At 63.6% G+C, this 17,926-nt stretch carries 13 protein-coding genes; 7 read left to right on the top strand and 6 right to left on the bottom strand.

All coding sequences use genetic code 11. From position 1 onward, the window contains the following. Positions 1-58: 58 nt before the first annotated feature. Positions 59-1,861 (bottom strand): sigma-54-dependent Fis family transcriptional regulator, encoded by a 1,803-nt coding sequence (locus OYT95_RS40480; protein ID WP_268793147.1) that lies wholly within the window; start codon positions 1,859-1,861, stop codon positions 59-61. 487 nt (positions 1,862-2,348) lie between these two features. Continuing rightward, complete coding sequence (locus OYT95_RS40475) at positions 2,349-3,320, bottom strand: LysR family transcriptional regulator (protein WP_268793146.1); 972 nt, start codon at positions 3,318-3,320, stop codon at positions 2,349-2,351. A gap of 212 nt (positions 3,321-3,532) precedes the next feature. Between OYT95_RS40475 and OYT95_RS40470 the strand changes: the two genes are divergently transcribed. Next, entirely contained in the window at positions 3,533-4,285 is a 753-nt protein-coding gene (locus tag OYT95_RS40470; RefSeq protein ID WP_268793145.1) for an SDR family NAD(P)-dependent oxidoreductase, read from the top strand. A 184-nt stretch (positions 4,286-4,469) separates the two neighbouring features. Here OYT95_RS40470 and OYT95_RS40465 read toward each other — a convergent pair whose 3' ends face one another. After that, positions 4,470-5,582, bottom strand: a complete 1,113-nt coding sequence (locus OYT95_RS40465) for a PucR family transcriptional regulator (protein ID WP_268793144.1) — start codon at positions 5,580-5,582, stop codon at positions 4,470-4,472. A 203-nt stretch (positions 5,583-5,785) separates the two neighbouring features. Between OYT95_RS40465 and OYT95_RS40460 the strand changes: the two genes are divergently transcribed. The 3 genes from OYT95_RS40460 (at position 5,786) to OYT95_RS40450 (ending at position 8,864) form a co-directional block, all read left to right on the top strand. After that, on the top strand, positions 5,786-6,616 hold the full coding sequence (locus tag OYT95_RS40460) for an SDR family NAD(P)-dependent oxidoreductase (RefSeq protein ID WP_442972612.1): 831 nt from the start codon (positions 5,786-5,788) through the stop codon (positions 6,614-6,616). 326 nt (positions 6,617-6,942) lie between these two features. Next, on the top strand, positions 6,943-8,481 hold the full coding sequence (locus OYT95_RS40455) for a class I adenylate-forming enzyme family protein (RefSeq protein WP_268793142.1): 1,539 nt from the start codon (positions 6,943-6,945) through the stop codon (positions 8,479-8,481). Between the two features lie 53 nt (positions 8,482-8,534). After that, positions 8,535-8,864 carry a hypothetical protein gene (locus OYT95_RS40450; protein ID WP_268793141.1) on the top strand — a complete coding sequence of 110 codons (330 nt, stop codon included), beginning with the start codon at positions 8,535-8,537 and terminating at the stop codon, positions 8,862-8,864. Between the two features lie 756 nt (positions 8,865-9,620). Here the strand turns inward: OYT95_RS40450 and OYT95_RS40445 are convergent. From OYT95_RS40445 to OYT95_RS40435, 3 genes are all read right to left on the bottom strand, one after another. Next, complete coding sequence (locus OYT95_RS40445) at positions 9,621-10,808, bottom strand: isocitrate/isopropylmalate dehydrogenase family protein (RefSeq protein ID WP_268793140.1); 1,188 nt, start codon at positions 10,806-10,808, stop codon at positions 9,621-9,623. 247 nt (positions 10,809-11,055) lie between these two features. Further along, a complete protein-coding gene (locus OYT95_RS40440) occupies positions 11,056-11,778 on the bottom strand; it encodes a haloacid dehalogenase type II (protein ID WP_268793139.1) in 723 nt (240 codons plus the stop codon). A 433-nt stretch (positions 11,779-12,211) separates the two neighbouring features. Then, a complete protein-coding gene (locus OYT95_RS40435) occupies positions 12,212-13,060 on the bottom strand; it encodes a MurR/RpiR family transcriptional regulator (protein ID WP_268793138.1) in 849 nt (282 codons plus the stop codon). A 268-nt stretch (positions 13,061-13,328) separates the two neighbouring features. Here OYT95_RS40435 and OYT95_RS40430 point away from each other — a divergent pair, with 268 nt between their 5' ends. The 3 genes from OYT95_RS40430 to OYT95_RS40420 all read left to right on the top strand — a co-directional run bounded on the left by OYT95_RS40430 (position 13,329) and on the right by OYT95_RS40420 (position 17,925). Then, the gene (locus OYT95_RS40430; protein ID WP_268793137.1) at positions 13,329-14,774 is read left to right on the top strand and encodes an MFS transporter; all 1,446 of its coding nucleotides are present in this window, start codon (positions 13,329-13,331) and stop codon (positions 14,772-14,774) included. 34 nt (positions 14,775-14,808) lie between these two features. Next, positions 14,809-16,047 carry a metal-dependent hydrolase family protein gene (locus OYT95_RS40425; protein WP_268793136.1) on the top strand — a complete coding sequence of 413 codons (1,239 nt, stop codon included), beginning with the start codon at positions 14,809-14,811 and terminating at the stop codon, positions 16,045-16,047. A 378-nt stretch (positions 16,048-16,425) separates the two neighbouring features. Beyond that, complete coding sequence (locus OYT95_RS40420) at positions 16,426-17,925, top strand: amino acid permease (RefSeq protein WP_268793135.1); 1,500 nt, start codon at positions 16,426-16,428, stop codon at positions 17,923-17,925. Position 17,926: the final 1 nt, after the last annotated feature.

Below are 17,926 nucleotides of genomic sequence, written 5' to 3'. Positions count from 1 at the left end.
TGCGCCGATTGCATTCGAATCCCGCTGTCGTAGGCGCCTATTGGGTCGTGTCCTACGCTCAGGTGATCTGGAAGTACCGCAGCCGGGCATACAGCTTGGACCGGCTTATGCCGAGGCGTTTGGCTGTATGTACTTTGTTGCCGTCGCAGGCGACGAGCGTTCTCTCGATCAGCTCCCACTCGGCCTGTTCGAAGGGCGTCAGTTTCGATCGCACCGCACTCAGACGCTGATATCGAGTGGGTAGGTCAGTTATGGAGATGTCGCCTGCGCTTCGCCGGCTGCTGATCTCGGCCAGCACTGCGGCTAGTTCCGCCAGATTTCCCGGCCAGCGATGGCGGCGCAACAGATCGATTACCGGAGTAGAGAGGCGTACCTGGGGCGCCCTGCCCGCATGGAGCTCGCGCAAAATCGAGTTGGCGATCTGCGCTACGTCCTCCGTCCTCTCCCGAAGCGGCGGCAACTCGACCCATTCCGTGCACAAGCCACCGAGATAGTCGATGTCCTTGTGGCCGGCATCGCGCACCGTGGTCATCACTACGCGTCTGTTTCCGGCGCGAATCGTCTCGGCCACCTCCGCGACCGCACGGGAACTCAGGCAGTCAGCCTCTTCGATCACAAGAGCAGCTGTCGAGTCCGTCACGGGCTCGTGCGCAAAATCGGCCGCAGAGAACACGACCGCGCCTTTACCAGCAATCCGGTGCGCGGCCCGCGAACGTCCGGTGCCGCGCTCACCGATCACGAGCACCGGGGTACGACGGGCGGCGAGCGCGTCGAGGCGTTCGTCGATTCGATCTGTTACCGATTTGGTTCGGCCGAGCGTACGTGGCACCGGTGAGCGCTCACGTACGTTGCTGCGGACACGTAGCAATGCTGGTTGGCCATGGCTCGGGCTGGCCACCTGGACAGCCACCTCACGGCCCGACTCGAGAATTAAACGCACCTCGGTGGAATGTCCGCCGGCCATCGCGTGCTGCTCGAGTTCTGACAGGTCGGACGTCGACAATTCATCGAGCGCGCGGCGATTGTGCAAGACGAAGTCGCGACCGAAGAGGACCACCGGATCGTCGGTACGCCGCACCAGAGCATGGAAGGCGATCAGGGAATGTTGGACATCAGGGTCGTAGTCGGCGAGAAATCGCATGGAGATCTCGCGCACCATCCGGTCGAGGACAACTTCGAGTGCTCGACGCTGCCGATGCTCAAATCCTGTATCGACCATCAGGTCGATGACGCCTTCGAGACGTCGAGTCACCGGATTGATGATCGGAAGCCCGTAGCAGTCGAAGCTCTTGAGGCATTCCAGAAAGTGCTCCTCACCGACGACGGTCACAGGTTCACGTGTTTCAACGCATGTCGCGATTGCGTTGGTCCCCGTGCGGGACTCGTCGAACGGCATTCCCAGGCATCCTCCGAACCGGTCGGTGCTGGCAGCGAGGTCTGCATCTCCGAAGAATCGGCCGACGATGGTGCCGCTGGAATCAGCAAGCAACCCGCCCGCGCGAACACCGCTCAGTGACTCGCGAACGCTGTCGAGAACCGGTGTAGCCGCCTGGAGCAGTCTGCTGGAAGCATCGAACTCCAACTTGGCAGGCCCGACTATAGGGTTGGCCGGTTCCAGACCGAAACTTTCGGATCGACGCCACGACATCGCGATCGCGGGTCGCAGGAGTTGGGGGCCTGCGGTCGCATCGCCACCAGCCAATCCGGGGGTTTGCGTCATTGACCTCGATTCTACCAAGTTGTGATACGAATCACCGGATTGCATCTGCTGGTTTCGGTCGCCGACGGGTACGACAGCATCGGCATCCGGGCCCGTTGCGCGTCCGCCGACAGATTGCGGGACGGCGTCTGCAGAACTCATGCCAATCTCCCTCATGACCCACTGTGGCGAGGTGGAACTACGCGCAGGTCAGCCGCGTCTCCGGATGACCGATGAATCCATGGTCGGCGACCCACGCGCCGCTAAGTGTGCGGGGTTCGTACATTCCGACAGGACAGAGTTCGTCCCTCGATCGAGACCGCTACCGGCTCGACACCGAATTCAAACTGGTCCGATCAGCAGCAGAAACAGAAGAGGTTTCCGACGGCCTTCACGACAAGACCGGTCTCGTCCATACCGATCTGTTCGCCTGGTTCCCCGTCCCGTCCACCGCACGGCACAACCGGCGCTGAGCTTCGCCTAACTCGTAAATCCCAATCGTCTGCGAACCGACTACCGCATCATTCCCGTCGGCCTGCGGGCGGATCTGTTCAGACCCTGGGCCTACCACGCGGCCTGGCCTGAAAAAGCGGCGCGCCCTTCCGGAGGAGACCGCGCGAGGTCATCTCGGGTGAGCATGCGTCGACGCTCACGGTTCTTCGCTCGATGGTGGTGGACCATCGGACCCGAGTAGTACATCTTCCATCTGGCGCATCGTGATTCTGAGTTCGCGGACGACGGCCGCCACGGCCGGTCTGCGCAGAGTGTCAGATCGAGCAACCAGCCAGTAGTCCATCTGCACGGCAATCTCGTTGGGAAGGATCCTGATGAGATCGTGGCGGCGCGCTGCCATGAAAGTCGGAAGCAACCCGAGTCCCGCGCCGGCCCTCGTGGCCTCGACGTGCGCGAAGACGTTGGTGGAGGTTACCGAGTCGCGCATGTCGGGCAGATAGCGTCGCCCGACGTCGAGGTCGTCGACTTGCAGCATCGAAGATATGAAGTAGACCAGGCGGTGCAGGGTGAGGTCGTCGACGGTGGTCGGGGGGTCGTGACGGCGGAGGTAGTCGGTCGAGGCGAACAGGCCGAGCACGTAGCTGCCAAGTCGGAATGCCTCGGCCCGGACCACCTGCGGCTCGCCGACGACAATCTCGATCTCCAAACCGGACCGGTGTTGCACTGCCCGCCGGGTCGTGGAGACGATCTCCACGCTGATGCCGGGGTGACGCTGGTGGAGGCGCGCCGCCGCCGGTGCGGCGACGAAGGTGCTGAACGCATCGGTGGCGGACAGTCGGACGACATCCTCGATGACGGGTTCGGTTTCCGGGCTCGACTCGAGCTCCTGCAGGACGCCCTCCAGCCTCTCCGCGGCGGTCAGGGCGCGCTTGCCGAGCGGGGTCAGTTCCCATCCCCCGTTCGATCGGGCGAGCAGCTTGCCGCCCATGGTGCGTTCGAGAGCACTGATCCGTCGCGAGATGGTGACGTGATTGATCCCGAGTGTCTCAGCTGCTCGGTTGAATCGGCCGCTGCGGGCTACCTCCAGCAGGACCAGCAAGTCATCGGCGCTCGGCCGCGATGATGCCATCTTCACCTTTTTGCAGATTTGCTGTTCGAGTTCGGCCATTGCCTGGACCTTTGTGTCTAGTCAGACTCGATCGTATGCCCGCTCGTACGCCGTTCCGAAACCAGTCACGGAGCCGAAAGAGTGGAATGCCGTCGTCGTCCATCACCACACTCCCGGTCGTGCGAAAGGTAGTCCCGGGTCGATGAACCTCACCCGTCGCTTCCCGTTTCTCACACACCCAGGGCCCCGAACAACACACGAAGGACATCAGCATGATTAACCCCGAGTCACGTATCGCAGTCGTCACCGGGTCAGCTCGCGGCATCGGCCGAGCCATCGCCGAACGGCTGATCGCCGACGGAAGCGACGTGATACTGCTCGATCTCGCCGACCACGTCGACCAGACGGCGGAAGAAATCAAGGCCGTGGGCGCCCTGCAGATCGACGTCCGTGACGTGGAATCGCTGCAGGCAGGAATCCACTCCGTCGCCCGGGAGCAGGGCCGCCTGGACATTCTTGTCAACTGCGCTGGGACCTGTGGCCGCGAATCGTTCGAAACACTGAGTCCGCAGATCTGGCACCGAGACCTCGACACCAACCTGACCGCGACCGCATTCGCCTGCCAGGCAGCGGTTTTCCCACACATGCGTGAGCAGGGTTGGGGACGCTTGGTCAACGTGGTCTCCGTGTCCGGCAAGGTCGGTGGTATCGGCCCCGTGGACCGAGACGGAACCGGGGGGCGCTCCGGCGCCGCCTACGCCTCAGCCAAAGCCGGGGCGATCAACCTGACTCGCTGGATTGCCCGCCAGGTCGGCCCCTGGGGCATCACTTGCAACGCCGTCGCCCCCGGTCCGATTGCCTCGCCGATGGCCGCCGGCGCCGACTACGGCGTCGAGTCGCTGCCGATCCCCCGGTTCGGCAAACCGACTGAAGTCGCCGGCGCAGTGTCCTACCTGCTCACCCCCGACGCCGACTACACCACCGGCACCTGCCTGCACGTCGACGGCGGAAGCGTCCTCACCTGACCATCGCCTAACGCAGCGGCCGCCGGGAAACCCCTTCCGGACCAGAGCATTCGAACCGTTTCGCGGGTACATACCGTGACGTAAGAATCTAGGAACAACGGAGTGCCGATACGCAATTCGCTGATTTCTTTGTGCCGCAAAACAACCGAGTGGCAGTGCCAATGTTGCATCTATTTGAACCGGTTTACGTGCTTGCCAAAGGAAGACCGAGCACCCACGCTGCTTCCACGATCGTGCTGGTGCTGGCGAGAGAGACACCGACCAGTTCCTCGTATTTGCCGAGGCGATAGCGAAGGGTGTTGGGATGAACGACCAATTTCTGCGCCGCGCGCACGATATTGAGGTCCTCTTGCAGCAAAGCCTTCACGCTGTCTACCAGCAGCTCACCAAACTCACCGAGATCGAGCGCAGGCTGCACATACTTCGTGTGAAGAAGGCTCGTCACGGCGGGTTCGGCCACAGTGGCGATACGCCAACTTGCGTCGGCCAGGCTGTAGGTGCCTGACGGCTGATTCTGGGCGATTCTCAGAATCAGATCTGCGATTCGGGCCGACTCAGGGAGATCGGCCAGCCCTACACGTGGGCCGACAGCCACGACATGTTTGGGGGTGCGCATGTTGGGCGGGTCGACGGTCAGTCCTACCCAACGGCCCTCGAACTCGGCCATCACCGGCGGAGGATCCGGGAGATGTTCCAACGCCGCCCGCACGGTGTCTCCTTCCGCAGTGCCGTGCGGAAGCAGGCAGAACACCGAGTATCGCCCGACGGGATCGATGTTCAATGCCGTCGCAGCGGAATGGATTCGCTGGCTGCTGAGGGACCCACCGAGAAGTTCGCGCAACAGTTCGGCACGGCGCATCGTCTCTCTGACTGCGTCGCGAACAGCATGGTGTCGATACTCCACCGCCGCGATGGCGGTGAACCAGTCCCCGACTTCCCATAAAAGGTTCGATGATTCCAAGATCTCGTCAGCCGGCATCCCAACCTCGGCTGCCAGTTCGAGAAAACGGTCGTGGATAACCCGCAACGAGAGTCTGTAGCCGCGGATGATGTCCTCGATCGGCACCCCTTCCTGGGCGCGGTCCCGTGTGGTCACGGCTGCCTCGTCACGTATCCGGGCGCTGGGAGCCTGTCGGGAGCGCAGCGTCTTAATCGCCCGACGGATGTTTCGGCCCACGGACTCTTGGACGTCATCCCGGTTGACTCCGGCATAGCTGGGCAGTTCCGCGAAGATCGCGTCGGCTGCGCGGCTGCCGAGCACGGCCCATTCCCGATCCAGGCAATTGGTGACTGACACAATCAGATCGTCAGGTATTGGGCTCACCGCACCATCGTAAACGTCAGAGCATGGCCGTCGTTGTAAGAAAATCCAACAGGGTGAACGCAATGTTGGGGTGAGGGACGTAGACGATCGCCACCAGGGTTGCGATCCTGGATGGGAGTGATGGGCGCCACGCAAGCGCCGCTTTTCGATCCCAACGATATTCCTTGATGGAGACAATGCGCGTGACTAGGGAACTTCTCAGAGGCAAAACCGCAATTGTGACGGGCGCCGGCGCTGTCGGGGACGGCATCGGCAACGGCCGTGCAGCGGCAATCCGCCTGGCAGACGAAGGCGCACGGGTTGCGCTGTTGGACGTGAACGACTCCGGTGAGCGCACCCGCCAGATGATCGAGGAACGGGGCGGCATATGCGCAGCATTCCGATGCGACGTCACCGACCCCGTTCGCGTCAGCGAAGTCGTCAGTGAGATCGAACGGCGGTGGGGTGCTATTGAGATCTTGTTCAACAACGTGGGCATCGCAGGGCCGCCCGGCACGGTGGTCGACGTCGATCTCGACGACTGGACACGCTGCCTGGAGGTCAATCTGACCTCCATGGTCGTGATTTCCCGATTTGTGATCCCGTCCATGGAAAGGGTGGGCGGCGGCTCGATCATCAACATGTCATCCCTGGCCGGCCTGCGCGGCGGACATGCGGCAATCGGCTATGCCACCACCAAAGGTGCGGTCGTGAGCATGACTCAGGCCATGGCCAGCCAGCACGGACGCCAAGGCATCCGCGTCAACGCAGTTGCACCAGGCCTCGTCTACACACCGATGGTGTCGACGAAGCCGGGTATCGACGACGATGTTCGTGCCCTCCGCGCCTCCCTCAACGTGCTCGGCACGGAAGGCACCGCATGGGACGTGGCCGAGGCAGTTCTCTATCTGGCCAGCCCAGCTGCGAAGTGGGTAACGGGAACAGTCCTGCCCGTGGATGCCGGAGCAGCGTCGCACTCCTCGACGATCGAAGTATCAGTCACCGACCGCGGCGCGACCGTTCGCTGAGATCGGATCCCGCGGCACCTGTTTCGCGCCCCAGTGCAGACTCGGATCCAGCTGCACCTCTGGCGCAATTCGGCTCCGGTCGTCCAGACCACTGCATGGTGACGGAACTCCGCACCTTGCCCGAATGACGAGATCACCTCGATCGGCAACGGCACCGCACTGATCGCCATGCGCATTGTGATGCGGCGGCCCTGCCGAAGCCACCCCGCTACGGCGCCCGCCGCGCAGATTCTCGAACCGGTCACTGCGGGCGGAAGCGCGCCGCAGGCTTCGCCTTATAACCGACGACACCCGACTCGACTCCGCAACCAAGGAGATGCTCACCCATGACGACCGAGACATTCCAGAGCATCTGGGACTCGACCGTTCGCGAACACACCGACAATTCGTTCCTCGTCTTCCGATCCGAGTCCGGTTCGGTCAGCGACTGGACCTATGGGGAATTCGACACGGTAGTCGCGCGCACCGCCGGCGCCCTGAGGGAGGCCGGAGTCGGTCCCGGATCGCCGGTTCATGTGGCACTGCGGAACTGTCCGGCATTCGTCGCTCTGTGGCTCGCCGCGGCCCGCCTGGGCGCCTGGCTGGTCCCGGTCGACCCGGCATCGGCGGCCCGAGACGTGGCCAGCCAGATCCGCCGAGTGCGCCCGGTCCTCGGAGTATGCGCCGCCGATCGCGCCGCGGCGTACAAGGAAGGAGCGGCCGAGACCGCTACTGTCGTGATCGAGCTCGCCGAAGACGCCTCCGACATCTCTGCCGAAGGTCCTCTTGCCGCGGGTACCCCAGTCGAGAAACCCAACCCGGTAAAACCATTCGACCGGGCGGCCGTCATGTTCACCTCCGGCACCACGTCGGAGCCCAAAGGCGTCGTCCTGACCCAGGCGAACTACGCGCATGTCGCCGAGACCATGGCCAAAGTGACACGCCTGCAGTCTCAGCACCGCTGGCACGTGACCCTGCCGCTCTTTCACGCCAACGCCCAGTACTACTGCTTCGCCCCCGCAATCGCTGTCGGCGCGAGCGTCGCACTCAGCGCCGCCTTCAGCGCCTCGGGCTGGGTCTCGCACGCCCGCGAGCTCGGCGTCACCCATGCCAGCCTGTTCGCCGCACCGATCCGCATGATCCTCGCACGTTGCGCACCGGACGAACAGCCGCTCAACCTCGAACACATCTGGTTCGCACAAAGTTTGGGTGCCGAACACTACGAGCAATTCGCTCAACTAGCCGGAACGCGACCGCGCCAGTTGTACGGGATGACGGAAACGGTCGCGATCGTCTGCGCGGACACCAGCGACCCGCTTGGGCACGACGTGATCGGCACACCGCTGCCGGGCCGACGCGCGCTCGTCTGCGCCCCCGGCGGAAGTGGAATCGCCGCACCGGATGAACCGGGCGAATTGCGCGTGCTGGGGACTCCCGGTGTCGACCTGTTCTCGGGTTACCTCGACGACGAACAGACCACAGCCGAGGCATTCCGGCATACCGAGGAAGGCACATGGTTCGCCACTGGTGACCTCGTGTCCGCCAACATCGACGGGGTGCTGCGGTTCGTCGGTCGCGTCGACGACGTCATCAAGGTGTCCGGGGAGAACGTCAGCCTGACCGAGGTCGAAGCCGCGGTCGCGCAAGCACCGGGTGTTCTCGAGGTCGCCGTGGTCGCTCAACCCGACCCGATGCGGGATGTCGTCCCCGTTGCCTACGTCGTCGCTCGTGATCCCCATAACCCGCCGCATGCCGATGACCTGACCGAGTGGGCATCACACAATCTCTCGCCCGCCGCGCGGCCCCGACAGTGGAACCTGATCGACGAACTCCCCCGCACCAGTGTCGGCAAGATCCGCCGCTTCCGACTCCCCGCCGACCAGTAAGGAACTCCTCGGTCGCATCCCCCGGCGGGTAGGACGACGAAAGAAACACATCGATGCCACAGAACAAAAACGCGCACACCGCCCGCGGCCTCCCCGGCAAATGGGCCACCGACCAATCCACCATCCCCGGCCACACCCGTGTCAATGCCGTGGTCGATCTCGCCCTCCGTTGGTTGCCCTACGGCGGCCCCGAACCTGATGACATCTTCGTGCAGTTCGGATTCGGCGTGTCAACCTTTGCCATAAAGATCGACGAGTTTCTGGCCACGAACATATCCGCGCTATCGATGCCGGAGCGGAACGCGCTGCGGGAGATGGCTGCCGCGCTCAAGCGGACCCGGACGAGTAAGCCCCCGAGGTTCCCGGACGCCCCCGCCCATTGACAATGCGGCGTCCAGCCGTGGGCCGGGACAGCGATTCTCGACCCCCTGAACCGTAACGTTTCAGGACGTGCACCGATGCGGAAGAGCACGCCTTACGATGGGGCAGTCCACTCCCCGCCAGCGCAGGCCTCATCAGCCGCTCATGAGAGTCAACTGGGAACTATGCGGGATGAAGGCCGGCAGGGCGGCGGCGACAACGATCGGAGGTCGGACTGCGCCCGCGCTTGGAGGTGAGGTAGGGAGGGCTCCTGTAAAGAAGGTCGTTCGAACAGCCACAGCCTCCCGGCAGCAGCACTTGATGACGCGGTCCCCAGCGCTCGGATTGAGAACCCCGCATGAACGCGACTCGTGACCGCCGCGCGCACACAAGAACGATCTGCAGTGATTACCCGTGTTCCGCCAGTTGTGCACGAACGTGGCCCAGCAGGCGGAATCAGGTGTGATTAGAGACCCGTCTTACGCGTGATTACCGGACAGTCAGTTCATGGAGGTCCCCAGGCCCGCATCATTGCTCGCCATAGGTAAACACCCCTCCACCCACCACCATTTCCTTCCTTCCTCCTCCTTACAACTACATGCTCCATATGCCAGAACCAAAAAACGAACTTGACGCTCGACGCCGACGCTGCGGTGATAGGACACTCAGCGGACAATCCCGACCATGTGCCAAATGCGCTGTCCAGAAATCCCGATAGTCGAGGTACTTCAACTATGTCGCCCGTATTGCAGCAGATTGTCGATCTCCGAACACAGCCGCTAGCCCATCCGTCTTCCATGCGACTGGATACTTACGTGTCGGCGATCCCTCTCGGATATACCCTCCCGAACTCCGTCGACCTCTTCGAGCGCGAGTATTGGGCTCTGACCGCCGACGTGTATTTCAGCTACAACGGCGGCAGTGAATTCGCTTGTGGTGGTGGTACCGCCGAGATCGGGTGTACAGGTCCCAGCCGCGATCACAGCTGTCAGCGCGTCGACCACTGTTTCGGCGGCCTGACGGTGACCCAGGTGTTCGAGCATCATTGAACCCGCCCATATCGCTCCGGTGGGATTGGCGATTCCCCTTCCGGCCAGATCGGGCGCCGACCCGTGCACTGGTTCGAACATCGAGGGGTATCGACGTTCTGGGTTCAGATTTGCGCTGGGGGCGACACCGACCGATCCGACGACTGCTGCTGCGATGCCACTGAGAATGTCACCAAAAAGATTCGAGGCGATGATGACATCGAATTGCTCGGGCTCCGTCAGGATCGCCGCCACCAGGGCATCGAGATGCGCACTGTTCAATTGCAGCTCAGGACGCTGCTCGGCGACTTCCTGGACAATCTCGTCCCAGAAGGTCATCGTGTGGATGCGCCCATCAGATTTCGTGGCGGAGGTAACTCTTCCACGCCGTTGGCTCGCAAGCCGGCACGCATAGTGCGTTAGACGGCTGATTCCGTGCCGGGTGAAGATCGCCTGCTGGTACGCCGATTCGTGGTCGGTTCCGCGGTAGCTGCGACCTCCGACCTCGGAGTACTCCCCTTCCACGTTCTCCCGAACGACCACGAGATCGATATCGGCGCCGCTGCGCAACGGTGATCGGGCTCCGGGCAGCGATCGGATCGGGCGGAGGTTGACGTACTGATCGAACTGCCGTCTGATCGGGATGAGCATCCCCCACAACGTCTCGACGTCGCTGATCTCGGGATCGCCGACGGCTCCGAGCAGCACCGCATCTGTTCTGGCCATCTGATCGATGGCATCGATCGGCATCATTCTGCAATATCTCTTGAAGAAGCCGCTTCCCCAGTTCTTCTCGTCCCACGAGAGGCCGAATCCGTACTGGGCAGAAACTGCGTCCAGGACAGTCGTGGCCGCTGGCACTACCTCTCGTCCAATGCCGTCACCGGGGATGACGGTGATGCGATGGGTGATATCCGCGTGGGGGGTTTTGCGCGCCATCGGGTGGACACTCCATTTGACTTATCGAAGGAGCGGAGGAGTCGTTGTGTCGGTGGAGAATTCACAAACTCGGGGCAGCTTCGGCTAGGCCGGGTGAATGGCTCGACTACGCATTCCTGGTCCCCGTTGCGTTCGCGGGCCGTCGGCTTCACGGAGCTTCCGCTCGGCTCCCTCGCCGACTCGAGCCTCGACTGAGTTCGGTCGACGAGGGAGCAAGTGTTCGCTGCCCCAGTTCGATCGGGTAGTTCTATCCGTTCTTAGCCGCACGTGCGGCGGCGGCGAACCCTTCCATGGTCGGGAATTCGAGATCGTAGGTGTACTCGTCGGAAGGCTCGGGGGTGGCGCCCCAGCCCGGGCGGTCGTGGCGACGGTTGATCCATACCGATGGCAGTCCGTGGCGCTTGGCGGGCACGTGGTCGTGGAAGAGGCTCTGAGCCACGTGCAGGAGACGCTCGCGGGGAACTCCCAGTTCCTCGAGTGCGTCGTCGAGGGCCTCGAAGTGGTTCGGTGCGGGCTTGTAAGCCTTGACGTCCTGGGCGGTGATGATCGTGTCGAACTCGACTCCCAGACGGGCGTTGCTGCCGGCGAAGCCCTCGCGGTGCACGTTGGACAGGATGATCAGTTTGTAGTCCTTCGCGAGGGAAGCGAGAGCCTCGGTGGAGTCGGGGAAGGCCGGCCAGTCGGGAACCGATGCGCCGAGCATGGCCGCCCATTCGTCGGTCACTTCCTTGCCCAGCTTCTCGCCGGTGCGGCGGAAGGCGTCGGCGAGGATCGCCGAGTAGAGCGCATCAGGCGTGTCGCGTTCGGCCTGGGCCTCGTTCTCTGCGTAGGCGAGGAGCAGTTCCTCGTCGGTCAGCACCAGTCCGACTTCCTTCGCCCACGGAGCGAGGACGGCGGCGATGCCGGCTTCCCAGTCGATCAGGGTGCCGTAGCAGTCGAAGCTCAGGGCGTCGTAGTCGGCCAGATTCATGGCAGTTCTCCTTGGGATGGGTGTCGCAGTGTTCGAGGTCAAGGGGCGGGTTGTTGGCCCGCGCCGTGGAGGAATGAACTGATCGGAATAGCGCCGTTGATATTCCGATCAGTCCACGCCATGGACCGACGCGCCGAGTCCGTTAATGCGGCCGTCGCCGATGGCGGGGTGGGCCCGTCGATCTGTGTCGACGGTGCGCCTAGCGGGATCCCAGCAACCTTGTCGGTATTACGGTTATACAGTACAACAAAGCGTAAGTATTGACCAGAGGTTTCCCCGATTCGCTGGAGGTTCTCATTCCGACGCACGCGGAGAGATCGACGTGCGCGACGGGCGGGTAGAGAAAGGACCGCAGCGCCACACTGGGTTTAGCCTTCGGGCGCCTCTGGCGCCACAACGCCCATCGCGGGCCCCTCGACGCTCAGGTCAGGGGCTAGATGTCGTAGAGCCCGAGTTCGGCCCAGGTGTGTTCCATGTCGGCGATCGCGTCCTGAACCTTTTGGCCGCCCTGCTGTTCGAGCGAGGTCAATACAGCGTTGACTGCACAGACGCCGGCTGCCATGGAGGGGAACCAGCTACCGCCTTCCGAGGACACCACGATGACGTGATCGGCGACCTCGGTCAGCGGCGTGGACACGCTGTCGGTGATCACGCAGACTGTCGCACCGCGCCGGGCTGCCGAGCGCGCCGCCTTGAGGATCTCGGCGTGCAGTCGCCAGAAACTGATTGCCACGAAGCAGCTTTCGGATTTCATCGAACTCATGACGTTGGCCAGATGGGTGCCGCCGCGAGTTTCCATCGCGATCGGATATCCCATCACCGCACCGAGGTGGGCTAGCGGGGCGGCGACCGCCGCGTAGCTACCTGTCGTCACCACCGCGGTCCGATCCGCTCCGGAGATGGCGGTGGCGAAGTGCTCGATGACATCAAGATCGAGGCCGCGGGCGAACAGTCCCAGGTTCGCGACGTCCTGCCGGACGGCGGAGGACGCTGGATGCACCCCGAGTTCGGCATGTTCGGCGGAGACCTCGGTAGCCGAGAGCGACGCGAGATATCTCGAGCGCACCTCTGCCCGCAGCGCCAGCCAGCCTTCGAATCCGAGCGCCTGCGCCGCTCGAACCACTGTCGCGGTGTTGACGTGGGCCGTCTCAGCAATGGCGGATGCCGACGCGTACGAGGCCATCCGGGGCTGTTTGGCGATCAGATCCAAGACCTGGCCGATCTTCGGCGTCGCCTGAGTCCCCTCGCGCAGGACCGCCAGCCATTCTCTGACCTCACTCATGTCCCCCACCCTCCCACCGACCACCGCCATCGGGCGACTTTGCCACGCAGGTCCGCTGCACCGGGTCCTCCGATCCGCGTCCACGTCTGCCTTGTTTCGTTCCCAGAAAACCCTATGCAATGAGTATTGCATTGAACTACTCTGTGAACTATACATTGCAGATAGGTTCGTGTGGTCTCCGCAACATCGAGCCGCGAATCTCGCTCGCCCATAGCTTTTCGAACCGAACACGACTTCGGCCTCCACCCTTTACGCAGAGGAAACTGCCATGTCAGACCTACTCGCTCGAATGGAACGCGTTCCGTTCTCACGCCCACATCAGCGCCTTCTCGCGATGGGCGGCCTCGGACTCGCATTCGACGGACTCGACGTCGCGATCCTGGCGTTCGTCCTCCCCGCTATCAAAGAGCAATGGCACCTGACCGGATTCCAGGCCGGATTGATCGGCAGCTCGACCCTGATCGGATATCTGTTCGGTGCGGTATCGGCAGGCATGCTCGGCGACCGCTTCGGACGACGCAAGGTCATGATGTGGGCGCTCGGCATCTACGGCCTAGCCACCCTGCTCGCCGCCTTCTCCCCGACCTGGCAATTCTTCTTCATCGCCCGACTGATCGCGGGCATCGGGACCGGCGCGGAATCGTCGATCATCCCCGCCTTCCTCTCCGAATTCGCCCCGGGCCGGCTCCGCGGTCGATTCGTCGGAGCCCTCGCCGGCTTCTTCTCCTTCGGATACGTCGGGGCAGCGCTGCTGGGACGATTCATCATCCCGATCAGCGAGGATGGCTGGCGCATCGCACACCTGCTCTGCGCCGTTCCGCTGGTCATGCTGCTGTGGTGGAGGCGCTCGGTCCCCGAGTCCCCGCGGTACCTGCTGTCGGTAGGCAAGGTCGACGAAGCACGTCTGGTCGTCGAGGACATCGAACGCCGGGCGGTCAAGCATCTGGGCCGTGAACTTCCCCCCGTCGAGGCGTCCACCGTCGCCGAGACTTCGACCAATACCTCTGCACTACAACGGTTGACGGCCCTGCAAGGGTTGAAGGCGCTGTGGCGGCCCGGCCTTGCGCACCGCACCTCGACGCTGTGGATGCTTTGGCTGGTCATCACATTCGCGTTCTACGGATTCTTCACCTTCATTCCGACCCTGCTCGTCGCCGGCGGCCTGACGATCACGAAGAGCTTCAGCTACTCGATCGTCATCTACCTGGCCCAGATCCCCGGCTACTACTCAGCCGCCTATCTGAATGACAAACTCGACCGCAAGTGGACGATCGCCATCTACCTGACCGGCGGCGCGATGGCCGCCTACATGATGTCCCAGTCCGGTGTCTCGGCGCTGGTCATGCTGTGGGGAGCGTTGCTCTCGTTCTTCATGAACGGCGTCTACTCGTCGATCTACGCCTACACCCCGGAGGTGTACCCGACTGAGATCCGCGCCAGCGGCATGGGCGTGGCGTCCGGGTTCGGCCGCATCGGCGGCATCAGCGCCCCGCTGATCATCGGGGCGACCTACCCGATCATCGGCTTCACCGGTGTTTTCCTGATGACCGCGGGAGCACTGCTCTTCGGCGGCCTCGCGATCACAATCTTCGGCACTTCCACCAAGGGCCGCACTCTCGAGGACATCTCTGGATCGGTCCACCTGCCCTCCAAGTCCTCATTAGCAGACAACGGAAACACCGACTTCGATCCCGCTCTCACCGTCGACCGGTAACTGCCACAACGCATTCGAAAGCGAGACTTAGCTCATGGCTACCACCGCGGATACCAACCGCACCTGGCTGTTCACCAACGCGTCCGTGCTCGACCCGGACGCGGGAACCCTCCACCCGGACCGTCGGGTCCTCGTCACCGACGGTGTCATCACCGAAGTCGGCGGTGGCGAAGTCAGGTACCGAGGGGCCGAGACGATCGACCTGCACGGACGCATCCTCATGCCCGGTCTGATCGATGCGCATGTACACGTCACCGCGGCCACCGCGGACCTGTCCGCCCTCCCCCGGATGGCCCCGTCGTACACCACCTTGCACGCCGCCGCCGAACTGAACCGGATGCTGTGCCGCGGGTTCACCTCCGTCCGCGACTGTGGCGGCGCCGACCACGGACTCGCCGCCGGGATCCGGACCGGGTTGATTCAGGGACCGCGGCTGCACTACGCCGGAAAGGCGCTCTCGCAGACCGGCGGTCACGGCGATGTCCGCCACCCGGGCGACGACACCCCGGGCAGCCACTACTGCTGCCCCGATTTCGGCCGGATCTGCGACGGGCTCTCCGAATGCCGACGCGCCGCCCGCGACGAACTGCGCAAGGGCGCCACACACCTGAAGATCATGCTCAGCGGCGGCGCGACGTCACCGACCGACCGCATCGACAGCACCCAGTTCTCGGTCGAGGAAATCCGCGCAATCGTCGAGGAAGCGCGCGCGGCGAACCGCTACGCCGCCGGTCACGCGTACACACCGCAGGCCATCGCCCGCGGTGTCACCAACGGTGTCCGCTCGATCGAGCACGGCAACTTCATCGACGACGCGACCGCCGCCCTGTTCCGTGAGCACGACGCGTTCATCGTCCCGACGTTGGTGACCTATCACGCCCTGTCGAAGGAGGGCGCGGCCGCCGGGCTGTCGGACGCGCTGCAGGCGAAGGTGTCCGAGGTTCTCGAGGCGAGCTTCCGAGGCCTCGAGACCGCTCACCGCAACGGCATCAACATCGCGTTCGGCTCCGATCTGCTCGGCTCCCTGCAGGATCGCCAGCTCGACGAGTTCACCCTGCGCACTCAGGTGCAGAAGCCGGTGGACGTGATCCGCTCCGCCACGGTGGTGGGCGCGCGTCTGCTCCAGGCGGACGGGCGGCTGGGCATCGTGGCACCGGGCGCTCACGCCGATCTCCTGGTCGTCGACGGAAATCCCTTGGAGGACATCACCGCCCTTACCGACTCCGTCCACATGGTGATGGCCGGCGGATCGATGATCCGACGTTCCCTCTGACCCACCGGATAGCAACGACCGAGCGGGGCGCCGGCACACAGGGCCATCTGTGTACCGGCGTTCCGCTCGTCGCGTCTGTATGGCGTCCGTGGCCGCGCCCAGCACTATCGACAACCCCACGCCGCACTGCCGATGGGTCGGTCGCTCGGGGGCGACACTCTCACCGACTCACCGACCGCCGGTGGCGGCCGGATCACCCCTTCACCGGCACTGTCACATCTACATGTGCATCGGCTAGCCCGGACTCGTCGTAGGCCGGGACCGACCTCCCGCCACCTTTCGGCCACGTGCCTGAACCTCGCGACTTGTCATTTGTATAACCGTATTGCAGACTATCCGTCTAACTGTGGTACATGTCACTGCTAGAGGAAGCCCCCTATGACCTCAACCAAACCCGGTCCCGCCACTGCTGCTGCGCGACCATCCACCGGCATATTCCGGCGCAAACCCATCGACTTGGTAACCGACGAAAACTCCGAAGGTGGAGGGCTGCAGCGCGTTCTGGGATTGTGGCAACTCACTGCCATCGGCGTTGGCGGCATCATCGGAGCTGGCATCTTCTCGCTGGCCGGCAGTGTCGCTCACGGCGACGAAGCAAACGGAATACCCGCTGTCGGCCCGGCAGTCCTGCTCTCCTTCATCCTCGCCGGCATTGCCAGCGCCGCCGCGGCCTTCTCCTACGCGGAGTTTGCCGGAATGGTCCCCAAAGCGGGCTCCGCCTACACCTACGGCTACGTCGTACTCGGCGAAATCGTGGGCTGGTTCATCGGCTGGGATCTCCTGCTCGAGTACACGGCCATCGTCGCCGTGGTCGCCATCGGCATTTCCGGATACTTCAACTTCCTCGTCCAACAATTCGGCCTCGACCTGCCCGCCTGGATGATGGGAGCACCCGGCACCGGCGAGGGGCACCGCGTCGACCTGTTCGCGATGATCTTGTGCCTGCTGATCGCGTTCCTTCTCACCCGCGGCATGAAGGCCGCGGCCAAGTTCGAGATGGTCGTGGTGGCTTTGAAGGTCGCCGTCGTCCTCCTCGTCATCATCGTCGGCGCGTTCTTCGTCGACAGCAGCAACTACGTGCCGTTCGCTCCCTCAGGGATGGGCAGCGTCATGACCGGGGCGGCCACCGTGTTCTTCGCGGTGTTCGGCTACGACGCGATGTCGACCGCCGCCGAGGAGAGCAAGGACGCCCAGCGGCACATGCCGAAGGCGATCATCTACTCGCTGGCCATCTCGATGGTGCTCTATGTCGGCGCATGCCTCGTCCTGACCGGCATGCAGAACTACACCGACATCAACCCGACCAGCGGATTCTCCACCGCCTTCGCGTCCGTCGGGCTCGGCGGAGTGGCCAGTGTCATTGCCGTGGGCGGCATCATCGGCGTGCTGACGGTCATGTTCACCTTCATGCTCGGCGTCACCCGTGTCTGGTTCTCGATGAGCCGGGACGGCCTGCTGCCGAAGTGGTTCTCCAAGACTCACCCGGTTCGGCGTGTGCCGACCCGCATCACGTGGGTGGTCGGTGTCGGTTCCGCCCTGGTCGCCGGTTTCATGCCGATCGGAGAAGCCGCCGAACTGACCAACATCGGCATCCTGCTTGCCTTCATCGTCGTCTGCGCCTCAGTCATCGTGCTGCGCTACCGTCGACCCGACATCCCGCGCCCCTTCAAGTGCCCGGCGATGCCCGTGATCCCTCTCGTGGGAATCGCGTTTTCGATCTGGTTGATCTCCTTCCTGCAGCCGGAGACGTGGCTGCGGTTCGTGGGCTGGTTCGCGGTAGGACTGGTGGTGTATCTGGCGTACGGGCGCCGCAAGTCCGTTCTCAGCACCTCCAGTGGAGGCGCCGGGGTGTCGACCGAGGACATGGGCCCGCACTAGT

The sequence above is a fragment of the Rhodococcus sp. JS3073 genome (assembly GCF_026810085.1).
In the GTDB taxonomy this organism is placed as follows: domain Bacteria; phylum Actinomycetota; class Actinomycetes; order Mycobacteriales; family Mycobacteriaceae; genus Rhodococcus_F; species Rhodococcus_F wratislaviensis.
The sequence above is the reverse complement of the archived record's forward strand: the minus strand, read 5'-3'. Positions and strand labels throughout refer to the sequence as shown.